The sequence below is a fragment of the Mesorhizobium sp. Mes31 genome (genome assembly GCF_024519675.1).
GTDB lineage: Bacteria > Pseudomonadota > Alphaproteobacteria > Rhizobiales > Rhizobiaceae > Mesorhizobium.
Window position 1 is genome coordinate 93,662 of sequence record NZ_JALJRL010000022.1, and the last position, 11,211, is coordinate 104,872.

The 11,211-nt window shown below is 64.5% G+C and carries 9 protein-coding genes; 6 read left to right on the forward strand and 3 right to left on the reverse strand.

From position 1 onward, the window contains the following. Positions 1 to 60: 60 nt before the first annotated feature. The 5 genes from NR193_RS28085 to NR193_RS28105 are packed head-to-tail and all read left to right on the forward strand — an operon-like array spanning position 61 to position 5,273. Entirely contained in the window at positions 61 to 1,617 is a 1,557-nt protein-coding gene (locus NR193_RS28085; protein WP_256753956.1) for a sugar ABC transporter ATP-binding protein, read from the forward strand. Further along, the gene (locus tag NR193_RS28090; protein ID WP_256753957.1) at positions 1,614 to 2,591 is read left to right on the forward strand and encodes an ABC transporter permease; all 978 of its coding nucleotides are present in this window, start codon (positions 1,614 to 1,616) and stop codon (positions 2,589 to 2,591) included. The genes NR193_RS28085 and NR193_RS28090 overlap by 4 nt, the downstream gene beginning before the upstream one ends. Further along, positions 2,588 to 3,583: an ABC transporter permease gene (locus tag NR193_RS28095; RefSeq protein ID WP_256753958.1), complete on the forward strand. Its 996-nt coding sequence runs from the start codon at positions 2,588 to 2,590 to the stop codon at positions 3,581 to 3,583. Before NR193_RS28090 ends, NR193_RS28095 begins: the two co-directional genes overlap by 4 nt. Further along, on the forward strand, positions 3,583 to 3,900 hold the full coding sequence (gene rhaM, locus NR193_RS28100) for an L-rhamnose mutarotase (RefSeq protein ID WP_256753959.1): 318 nt from the start codon (positions 3,583 to 3,585) through the stop codon (positions 3,898 to 3,900). Before NR193_RS28095 ends, rhaM begins: the two co-directional genes overlap by 1 nt. Beyond that, complete coding sequence (locus NR193_RS28105; protein WP_256753960.1) at positions 3,897 to 5,273, forward strand: FGGY-family carbohydrate kinase; 1,377 nt, start codon at positions 3,897 to 3,899, stop codon at positions 5,271 to 5,273. Before rhaM ends, NR193_RS28105 begins: the two co-directional genes overlap by 4 nt. On the opposite strand, the gene NR193_RS28110 is transcribed toward NR193_RS28105, so the two are convergent. The 3 genes from NR193_RS28110 to galE form a co-directional block, all read right to left on the reverse strand. Further along, on the reverse strand, positions 5,274 to 7,100 hold the full coding sequence (locus NR193_RS28110; protein WP_256753961.1) for an alanine racemase: 1,827 nt from the start codon (positions 7,098 to 7,100) through the stop codon (positions 5,274 to 5,276). A 1-nt stretch (position 7,101) separates the two neighbouring features. Beyond that, positions 7,102 to 8,352 (reverse strand): D-amino acid dehydrogenase, encoded by a 1,251-nt coding sequence (locus NR193_RS28115; protein WP_256753962.1) that lies wholly within the window; start codon positions 8,350 to 8,352, stop codon positions 7,102 to 7,104. A 106-nt stretch (positions 8,353 to 8,458) separates the two neighbouring features. Further along, positions 8,459 to 9,454, reverse strand: a complete 996-nt coding sequence (gene galE / locus NR193_RS28120; protein ID WP_256753963.1) for a UDP-glucose 4-epimerase GalE — start codon at positions 9,452 to 9,454, stop codon at positions 8,459 to 8,461. Positions 9,455 to 9,721: 267 nt separating this feature from the next. Between galE and hemA the strand changes: the two genes are divergently transcribed. Further along, entirely contained in the window at positions 9,722 to 10,999 is a 1,278-nt protein-coding gene (gene hemA / locus NR193_RS28125) for a 5-aminolevulinate synthase (protein WP_256753964.1), read from the forward strand. The last annotated feature ends 212 nt before the right edge of the window (positions 11,000 to 11,211 follow it).

Sequence of the window (11,211 nt, forward strand, 5' to 3'; positions counted from 1 at the left end):
GAAGCAAAACCGGCGAGACGGGGTGGGGATGGCAACATCTCCACGCACCAGGACCTTGATATGCTAGACAACCCCCACCCCGCTCACGATGTTCGCGACCCTCCCCACAAGGGAGAGGGTAAGGCCGCTCCACGCCTGACGCTGTCCGGCATCTCGAAGAGCTTTCCCGGCGTGCGCGCGCTGCACGATGTCAGCCTGTCGCTCTATCCGGGCCAGGTGACCGCGCTGATCGGCGAAAACGGCGCCGGCAAGTCGACACTGGTCAAGATCATGACCGGCATCTACCAGCCCGACGCCGGCACGATCAGCATTGACGGCCAGACCGTCACCTTGCCCAGCGCGCACGCCGCCTTCGGCCATGGCGTCACCGCCATCCATCAGGAAACCGTGCTGTTCGATGATTTGACGGTCGCCGAAAACATCTTTCTCGGCCACGCGCCGCGCACGCGCTTCGGCACCATCGACTGGCGCACGATGCGCAAAAATGCGCGCGAAGTTCTCGACACCATGCATGCCGGCCACATCGGTGCCGACGCGCGGCTGAAGGACCTCGGCATCGCCAACAAGCATCTCGTCGCCGTCGCCCGCGCCATGTCTATCGACGCGCAGATCGTCATCATGGACGAGCCGACCGCGGCACTGTCGATGAAGGAGATCGAGGAGCTGTTCCTGCTCATCGAGTTCCTCAAGGGCGAAGGCAAGGCGATCCTGTTCATCAGCCACAAGTTCGACGAGATCTACCGCATCGCCGACCGCTACACGGTGTTCCGCGACGGCGAGATGGTCGGCGAAGGCCTGATCAAGGATGCCGGCCAGAGCCAGATCGTGCGCATGATGGTGGGCCGCTCGGTCGACCACATCTTTCCGCAGCGCAAGGCCGAGATCGGCGCGCCCGTGCTTTCCGTCTCCGGCCTGTCGCACCCGACCGAATTCAACGACATCGGCTTCGAGCTGCACAAGGGCGAAATCCTTGGCTTTTACGGCCTTGTCGGCGCCGGGCGCAGCGAGGTCATGCAGGCGATCTCGGGCATCACCCGCACGTCCGGCGGCACGCTCACGCTGGAAGGCAAGACGATCGCGCCGAAATCGGCGGCGGATTCCATCGATGCCGGCATCGTCTATGTGCCCGAGGAGCGCGGCAAGCAAGGCGTGGTGATCGGCCTGCCGATCTTCCAGAATGTCTCGCTGCCCTCGCTCAAGCGCACCTCCAGATCGGGCCTGTTGCGGCTGGCGGAGGAGTTTTCGCTGGCCCGCTCCTACACCGAGCGGCTCGATCTGCGCGCCTCCTCGCTCAGCCAGGATGTCGGAACACTCTCGGGCGGCAACCAGCAGAAGATCGTCATCGCCAAATGGCTGGCGACCGCGCCCAAGGTGATCATTTTGGACGAACCGACCAAGGGCATCGACATCGGCTCCAAGGCCGCCGTGCACGGCTTCATGGCCGAACTGGTGGCGCAAGGCCTGTCGGTGATCATGGTGTCGTCGGAACTGCCTGAAATCCTCGGCATGTCCGACCGCGTCGTCGTCATGCGCGAAGGTCTCGTCGCGGCGGTCTACGACAACAAGGGACTGGATGCCGAGACACTGGTCAGGACGGCAGCAGGGATCGCGGCATGAAGGCTTTCTTGAAATACCGCGAAATCTGGCTTCTCGCGGCCATCATCGTGCTGATCGGATTGATTTCGACGCGTTTCCCGGCCTTTGCCGATCCCGGCAATCTGCGCCAGGTGTTCAACGATACCTCCATCCTGATGATCCTGGCGCTGGGCCAGATGGTTGTCATCCTGACCCGCTCGATCGACCTGTCGATGGCGTCCAATCTCTGCTTCACCGGCATGGTGGTGGCGATGCTGAATGCAGCGCATCCGGCCATCCCGATTCCGCTGCTGATCGTCATTGCGCTGGTCGTTGGCCTGGTGCTCGGCGCCATCAACGGCCTGCTGGTGTGGCGGCTGAACATCCCTTCGATCGTGGTGACACTGGGCACGCTCACCATCTACCGCGGCGCCACCTTCGTCATATCGGGCGGCGCCTGGGTCAATGCGGACAAGATGAGCCCGGACTTCATCGGCTTCCAGCGCGCGGTCTTCCTCGGCATTCCGGTGCTGTCGTGGATCGCCGTCCTGGTCATCGCGCTGTTCTTCGTGTTGATGACACGCACCGCGCTCGGCCGCTCGATCTACGCCATCGGCGTCAACCCGACGGCATCGGTCTATGCGGGCATCGACGTCGGCCGGACGAAATTCATCGTCTTCTGCATCTCCGGCATGATCGGCGGCCTCTCGGGCTATCTCTGGATCTCGCGTTATGTGATCGCCTCGGTCGAGGTCGCCAACGGCTATGAGCTCAATATCATCGCCGCCTGCGTCATCGGCGGCATCTCGATCGCCGGCGGCATCGGTTCGGTCGGCGGCGCGGTGCTCGGCGCGCTGTTCCTCGGCATCATTTCCAACGCGCTGCCGGTCATCAACATCTCGCCCTTCTGGCAGATGGCTATTTCGGGCAGCGCCATCATTCTCGCCGTCGTGCTCAACGCGCGCGGCGAACGCCAGCAGGGCCGTATCATCCTCAGAAAGATGGAGGCGGCATGACCGACATCCCTGCCCCGCGCCACATTCCCGACCGGCTCGACAAACCGTTCAGTTCGGCGATCTTTTCCTGGGAAGCACTGCTGGTCGTGGTGGCGGTCGCCATCTTCGCCATCAACAGTTTCGCTTCACCCTATTTCCTCGACCCCTATTCGCTGTCCGATCTCACCTTCAACTTCACCGAAAAGGGCCTGATCGCCTTCGCCATGGCGCTGCTGATCATATCGGGCGAGATCGACCTGTCGGTCGCCGCGATCATCGCGCTTGCCTCGACCATGATGGGCATGGCGGTGCAGGCCGGTGCCGGAACACCGGTGCTGGTGCTGATCGGCATCGTCGTCGGGCTCGGCTGCGGCGCCTTCAACGGGCTGCTCGTCACGAGGCTCGGCCTGCCATCCATCGTCGTCACCATCGGCACGATGAGCCTGTTTCGCGGCATCGCCTTCATCATCCTCGGCGACCAGGCCTACAAGGGCTATCCCGAAAGCTTCGCTTTCTTTGGCCAGGGCTATGTCTGGTGGGTGGTGTCGTTCGAACTGGTGCTCTTCCTGGTCGCGGCCGTCGTCTACTGGTTCGTGCTGCATCGCACGAGTTTCGGCCGCCGCGTCTTCGCCATCGGCAACAATCCGGTCGCGGCGCAGTTTTCCGGCGTGCGCGTCGGCCGCATCAAGTTCATCCTGTTCTGCCTGACCGGCCTGATGTCGGGCATCGCCTCGGTGCTGATCACCTCGCGGCTCGGCTCGACACGGCCGTCGATCGCGCAAGGCTATGAGCTCGAAGTCATCACCATGGTGGTGCTCGGCGGTGTCAGCATTCTCGGCGGCGCCGGCAGCATCCTTGGCGTCGTGCTCGCCGCCTTCATCATGGGGCTGGTGACTTTCGGGCTGGGCCTGCTCAACGTGCCCGGCATCGTCATGTCGATCTTCATCGGCCTGCTCCTGATCATCGTCATCGCGCTGCCGATCGTCTGGCGGCGGCTGCGCGGAGGGCGCTGATGCCGCAGAAATACGCGTTCAAGATGAGGCTCAAGCCCGGCATGAAGGCCGAGTACAAGAAGCGTCACGACGACATCTGGCCGTCGCTGGTCGCATTGCTGAAGCAGGCCGGCGTCTCCGATTACTCCATCCATCTCGACGAAGAGACCGGCACTCTGTTCGGCGTGCTGTGGCGGCGTGACGACCATGGCATGGACGATCTGCCGAGGCATCCGGTGATGCAGCGCTGGTGGGCACACATGGCCGACCTCATGGAGACCAAGCCGGACAACGAGCCGGTGGCCGTGCCGCTGGAAACCGTGTTCCACATGGCATGAGCGCGATGCGCCACATCGCCGTCATCGACATCGGCAAGACCAACGCCAAGGTGGCGCTGGTCGACCTCGCGACGTTGAGCGAAGTGGCGCTGCGCCGCATGGCGAATGCGCCGGTGCGGCAAGCACCTTACCCGCATCACGATGTCGAGGCCTTGTGGACGTTCATCCTCGACAGCCTTGCCGGTCTCAACCGCGAACAGCGCATCGACGCCATATCGATCACCACCCATGGCGCGACGGGGGCGCTGGTCGATGCCTCGGGCGAGTTGGTGCTGCCGGTCCTCGACTACGAATTCGATGGCCCCGACAGGCTGGCGGCGGACTATGACGCGATCCGTCCGCCTTTTGCCGAGACCGGCACGCCGCGCCTGCCGCTCGGCCTCAATCTCGGCGCGCAGTTTTTCTGGCAGCAGAAAAGCTTCCCGGCCGAGTTCGCCAAGGCCGCCGCGATGCTGATGTATCCGCAATACTGGGCCTTGCGGCTGACCGGCGTCGGCGCCAACGAGGTGACATCGCTTGGCTGCCACACCGATCTGTGGGACCCGTGGACAGCGGACTTTTCATCATTGGTCGACAGCCTGGAGTGGCGCCGTCTGATGGCGCCGGTGCGGCCAGCCAAGGACCGGCTCGGCCCGATCCTGCCCGCGCTTGCCGCGCGAACCGGCCTCGATCCGCAAACGCCGGTCTTCTGTGGCCTGCACGATTCCAACGCCTCGCTGCTGCCGCATCTCCTCTCCGACACGCCGCCCTTCTCAGTCGTCTCGACCGGCACCTGGGTGATTTCGATGGCGGTCGGCGGCAAACAGATTGCGCTGGATGCCGCGCGCGACACGCTGGTCAATGTCAACGCGCTCGGCAATCCCGTTCCCTCGGCCCGCTTCATGGGCGGCCGCGAGTTTTCCGTGCTGACGGAAGGCCAGCCGGAGACGTGGACCGAAGAGGATGTCGGCGCCGTGCTGGCGCGAAAGACATTGCTGCTGCCATCGACCCAGCAAGGCTCCGGGCCGCTCCCGCATCGTGCCGCGACTTGGCTCAACGCTGACGACATGAATAGCGGCCAACGCTTTGCCGCCATCTCGTTCTACCTGGCGCTGATGACGGCGACCTGCCTTGACCTGATCGGCGCCGACGGCCCGACCATTGTCGAAGGTCCCTTTGCCCGCAACCGGCTCTTTGCCGGCATGCTGGCGGCAGCGACAGCGCGCGCCGTTGTCGCTTCGGAAGCCGCCACGGGCACCAGCATCGGTGCCGCGCTGCTCGCATCAGGCCCGGTAACGGCGCAAGGCAAGGGCGAAAGAATGCAGCCGCCGACCGACAGGGCATGGGCCGAGTACATCAGCGCATGGCGCGCTGCGGTCGAGACGCAGGACTGATTACAAGATCCGCTTGCCGAAGGCCGACATGACGAAGTTGATCGCGTCGGTGCCGATCCGTGGCTCGAGATCCGCGGTAAGGCCTGAAACATCCATCGACAGCAGACCGCCGGAGAGCGCGATCGCTTCCATCGCCTGGTGCGTTTCGCGCACCGTCAGCCCGCCGGAGCCCGCCGCCCAGCCGGCGAATTCGGTCGCCGTCGGCGAATAGCTGACATGGAAGCCCTGTGTACCTGACGTGGCGATGCGGATCGCCTCATGCATCAGATCGCGCATGCCCATGGCGTCGATATCGGTCATGGTGAAGGCCGAAACGCGCGAATCCTTCAGCACCCTCGCCTCGGCCGGATCGGCGTGGCGCAGGCCGACGATGACGACATTTTCCGGCGACAGCTGCGGCTGCAACGCGCCTGGCTTGTGATCGAGGCCGAGCGTGCGGGCCAGCACCGAACCTTCCGGCAGATCGATGCCGTCCTCGTCCTCGGGCATGAGGGCTGCGATGGAATCGATCCAGATCAGACCGAAGGAATGCGTCGCACGCGCCGTCGCTGTCAGCGCCTTGTGGGCGATCCGACGGTCGGCGCCGGCGCTCAGCCGGATCAGCCCCGAAGGCGGCCGCTCGACATCGGCAAGTTCCACCACGTCGAAATTCATCGCCTCCAGCCGCGCGCCGGTACGCTCCCGAGCCAGGATGCCGGCGGCTTCCTGTTCGGCGGATATCGACACCATCTTGCGGCCCGAAAAATCCTCGACGTCGTGCATCGGGGCCTTCTCGACATATTCCGAAGTCATCGCCAGAAGCATGGCGCCATAGCTCATGCGGAAGGCGACGCGGTCGCCGACGGCCGGCGGCGGATCGGCGTCGGCGACATCCAGCAGCAGGTGATCGCTGGAGGCGCCGAGCACCCTTATCCCCTTGGCAATCGGCGTCAGCCCTTCGACCAGCACGTCCTCGCGGCCGATATTGGCGATGGCGCGCAGCCTGTCGCCCTCATCGGGGAAGACCGGCTGGTTGCCGAAGGCATCGTAGCCGGACTGGCCGATCGGCCGTGACGGCTTCAGCTTGACCTCGATGATGTCGCTGGTCAGCCGGCAGGCATCGGGCTCGAGTTCCGCCCATGGCGTGTCGCGAAAGGTCTCGACGCCGCCTTGCAGGATCGCCTCGCCGACGCGCAGATTGTTGATGCCGGCCGGCAGCTTGCCTTCGAGCAGCAGCGGCAGCGACGACGAGGCGCCGCCCGATATCCAGTCGAGGCTTTTGCCGGACAGGCGCTCGGTCTTGTAGGCATGGGCGACCAATTGTCCGAGGTTTTCCTCGGTCGGCATGATGGCGCCGAAGCAGCCGAGATTGGTGCCGATGCCGGCAATGCGCACGCCCTTCAGCTGCAGGATCTGCTCGACCGTCGGGATCAGGTCGTTCGGCCAGATGCCTTCGCGCAGATCGCCGAGATCGATCATCAGCATGATGTCGTGGACGCGGCCCATGCGCTCGGCGATGCGCGAGATCTCGCGAATGGTGCTCAATTCCGACTGCAGGCTGATGTCGACGGTGCGCACCACCTCCTCGACGCGCGCCATCGGCGGGCTTCGCAACAGCATGATCGGCGCGTTGATGCCGCTGTCGCGCAGCCGGCGGATGTTCTCGAAGCGGGATTCGGCGATGCCGGCGACGCCGCCGCGCAGCATGGCGCGCGCCACCTGTGGCATGCCGCAGGTGCCCTTGGTGACGCCGAAGACTTTGATGCCCGACAGCGCGCAGCGCTCGACGATGGTGCGGGCGTTGCGCTCGATGCGGCCAAGGTCGATGGCGACTTGCGGTCCCGACATCCTACCCCCCGTAGACCAGCCCTTGCGGGTCGATCTCCGGCTTGCGGCCGGCGACGAGGTCGGCAAGGAACTTCCCCGAGCCACAGGCCATGGTCCAGCCGACATGGCCGTGGCCGGTGTCGAGATAGAGGTTCTGGTAGCGCGCCCGGCCGATGACCGGCACCGAGTTCGGCATCATCGGCCGCAGGCCCGCCCACAGCTCCGCCTTCTTCTCGTCGAAGGCGCCTGGGAACAGGTCCTTGCCGGTCCTGAACATCGCGGCGAAATCGCTCGGCCGGAAGGTACGGTCGAAACCGGTGAACTCGGCGGTCGAAGCCAGCCGCAGCCGGTTGCCCAGCCTGGAATAGGCGATGAGCTGATCCTCGTCGGCGCCGCCCATGGTCGGACCCTTGCTCTCGTCCTCCAACGGAATCGTCGCGGTATAACCCTTCACGGGGTAGACAGGCAGGTCGATGCCGTAGCGGCGCCCGAGCAGGCCACTTTCCGGCCCCATCGAGATGACCACGGCATCGCCGAGAACCGGTCCGGCCGAGGTCATCACCGCGCGCACCCGGTCACCCTCTATGTCGAGGCCCTCGACCGTCGTGCCGTAGAGAAACGTCACGCCGAGTTTCCCGGCGGCGTGGGCGGCGAGCTTTTCCACGAACTGCCGGGAATCGCCGGTCTGGTCGATCGGCGAATAGACGCCGCCGGCGATCTTTTCCTTTACTCCGGCAAGACCCGGCTCGAGCTCGATCAGCCGGTCGCGGCCGACGATCTCGATCGGCAGGCCGTGCTCGGCGAGATAGCGGTAGTTGTCGGTGCCAGTGTCGAGACTGTGCTGCGAGCGGAAGAAATAAAGAATGCCCTTCTTGCGCTCGTCATAGCCGATGCCGGTCTCGGCGGAGATGGCGTTGATGCAGTCGCGCGAATAGAGCGCCAGGCGCAGCTTCACCCGGCTGTTGGCGCGCAGGCGCTCCTTTGTGCACTGGCGCAGGAAGCGCAGGCTCCAGGCGAGGAAATAGGGATCGAAGCGCAGCCGCACCTTGATGCCGAGGTCGTGATTGTAGAGCCCGCGCAGGAACGTCTTCAGCGCCGCCGGTGAAGCCCAGGCGGTAGCATCGCCGGGCGACACCAGGCCGGCATTCGACTGGCTGGTGCCGCGCGCCGGCGCCGGATGGCGCTCGATCACGGTGACCTCGTGGCCATCGCTGGCCAGATAATAGGCGGCCGCCGTACCGACAACGCCGGCTCCGAGCACCGTGATTTTCATGCCATCCCCCAAGAATTCCTCGCGGCGCGGCGCCTCCACGCGTTGCGAATGCCTTCAATAGCGCTTCGCTGAGCGCCTTGCGAGCCCTGAGGGAAAAGCCGCCGACTCAGCTCCGAGCGGAGTTCTTGCCGGTCAGGATACGCTCCCAGGCGAGCGCATCGGCAACGATCTGGTCGAGATCGTCGCGTTGCGGGGTCCAGCCGAGTTCCGCGCGGGCGAGATCCGAATTGGCAACCACCGCCGCGGCGTCGCCTGGGCGCCGATCGCCCATCTTCACCTCGAAATCATGGCCGAAGGCGCGGCGCACGCTGTCGATGACCTCGAGCACCGAATAGCCGTGGCTGTAGCCGCAATTGGCGACCAGGCTCGCGCCCCCGGCGCGCAGCCGTTGCAGGGCCAGGCGATGCGCCGCCGCCAGATCGCTGACATGGATATAGTCGCGCATGCAGGTGCCGTCCGGCGTCGGATAGTCGGTGCCGAACACCTGCATGAAGGGGCGCTTGCCGAGTGCGGTCTCGCAGGCGACCTTGATCAGATGGGTGGCGCCTGGCGTCGACTGGCCGGTACGGCCCCTTGGATCGGCGCCGGCGACGTTGAAATAGCGCAGCGCCGTGTAGCGCAAGGGGTGCGCGATCGCCGCATCGCGCAGCATCCATTCGCTCATCAGCTTCGACAGGCCATAGGGCGATTCCGGCGCCAGGCGGGCATCCTCGCGCACCGGCTCCAGTCCGGCGCCGCCATAAACGGCTGCGGTCGAGGAAAAGATGAAATGCGGCACGCCCTCGCGTACCGCGGTTTCGATCAGCGTGCGGGTCTTGGAGGTGTTGTTCTCGTAATAGGCAAGCGGGTCGGCGACCGATTCCGGGACCACGATGGAACCGGCGAAATGGATGATCGCATCGACCTTGTTGTCCCTGATGATCGACCCGACCAACTCACGGTCGGCGACATCGCCGACGACCAGCTTTGCCTCCGGCGCCACCGCCCATTCGAAACCGGTTGAAAGACGGTCGAGCACGACCACGCTTTCGCCAGCATCCAGCAACTCCCAGACCATGTGGCTGCCGATGTAACCGGCACCGCCTGTCACCAAAACCGTCATCCGCGTCCTCGCATCTCAAGATTTATCGGAAACTGTCTCAAACACCGCCTTACTGGAAAGCCTGCCGGATGGCCACTACAAGCCGTGGTAACCGGCATGGTCGGCATGTGGCATCATCCTGAAACAAAGTTGATCCACATCAAGGGAATAGGCCACGATCCGTGGTCGTTAGGAACAGTTCCGGGGCGTGGCATTTTGACCAAAAAGGCCCGGTGGACGACCAACAGGGCAATGACTATGATCCCGCGCAAAAATTGGGAAGCTGACATGAATTATCAGCGGTTCTTCGAAGAAGCGATCGACCAGCTCCATGCAGAGCGTCGCTACCGCGTCTTCGCCGACCTGGAGCGTATCGCAGGCAAATTTCCGCGCGCCATCTGGCGTGCCAATGGCCGCGCCGAGGAAATTACCGTCTGGTGCTCAAACGACTATCTCGGCATGGGCCAGCATCCCGACGTCATCGCCGCGTTCCAGAAAGCGGCCGGCCGGATGGGTTCGGGCGCCGGCGGCACCCGCAACATTTCGGGCACCAGCAACCCGCTGGTCGAGCTCGAGGTGGAGCTTGCCGACCTGCACGACAAGGAAGCCGCCCTCGTCTTCACCTCCGGCTTTGTCTCCAACGAGGCCTCGATCTCGACCATTGCCCGGCTTTTGCCCAACTGCCTGATCATCTCGGACGAACTGAACCACGCCTCGATGATCGAAGGCGTGCGGCGCTCCGGCGCCGAGAAGAAGATCTTCCGCCACAATGATGTCGCGCATCTGGAAAGCCTGCTGCAGGCGGCGGGCCGCGAGCGCGCAAAGCTGATCGTCTTCGAGAGCGTCTATTCGATGGATGGCGACATCGCGCCGATAAAGCAGATCGTCGAGCTCGCCGAGCGCTACAACGCCATGACCTATATCGACGAGGTCCATGCCGTCGGCATGTACGGACCGCGCGGCGGCGGCATCACCGAGCGCGAGGGCCTGGCCGATCGTATCGATATCATCCAGGGCACGCTGGCCAAGGCGTTCGGCACGTTGGGCGGATACATCACCGGCACAAGCGCGGTGATCGACGCGGTGCGCTCCTATGCGCCGGGCTTCATCTTCACCACGGCGCTGCCGCCGGCGATCGCCGCCGCCACCACCGCCTCGATCCGCCACCTCAAGCGCTCGCAGGCCGAGCGCGATGCCCAGCAACAGCAGGCGACGCGAACCAAGCAGATTCTTTCCGCCGCCGGCCTGCCGGTGATGGAATCGCCGACCCACATCGTGCCGCTGCTGGTCGGCGATCCGGAACTTTGCAAGATGGCGAGCGATCGCCTGCTTGGCGTACACGGCATCTACATCCAGCCGATCAACTATCCGACCGTACCGCGCGGCACGGAACGGCTGCGCATCACGCCGACGCCTTTCCATACCGATGCGTTGATCGCGGCACTGCAGGATGCGCTGGTCGAGACCTGGGATGCGCTGGGCATTCCCTATGGTTCGGCAGGCCGGCCCTCGGTGGCCGAGAGCGACCGCGTCATACCGCTGCTGGTGCCCAAGTCCGGCGGCTGAAGCCCCGTTTGAAACTCTACTCCGACGGCCATCTGACGCGGGTTTTTGCGCTTCCGGCACTTACGGACCTGAATGTCCGCTGCGCTCCGGTTCTCGAAACCCACGCCAGCTGACTCGCCGGAGCGATTTTCAATCCGGGCTTCGTCGGCGGCTTAGCTAAAGCGTGTCGCGATTAATTGGCCTCATATCCGGCAGCCTTGAAGAAGTTTCTG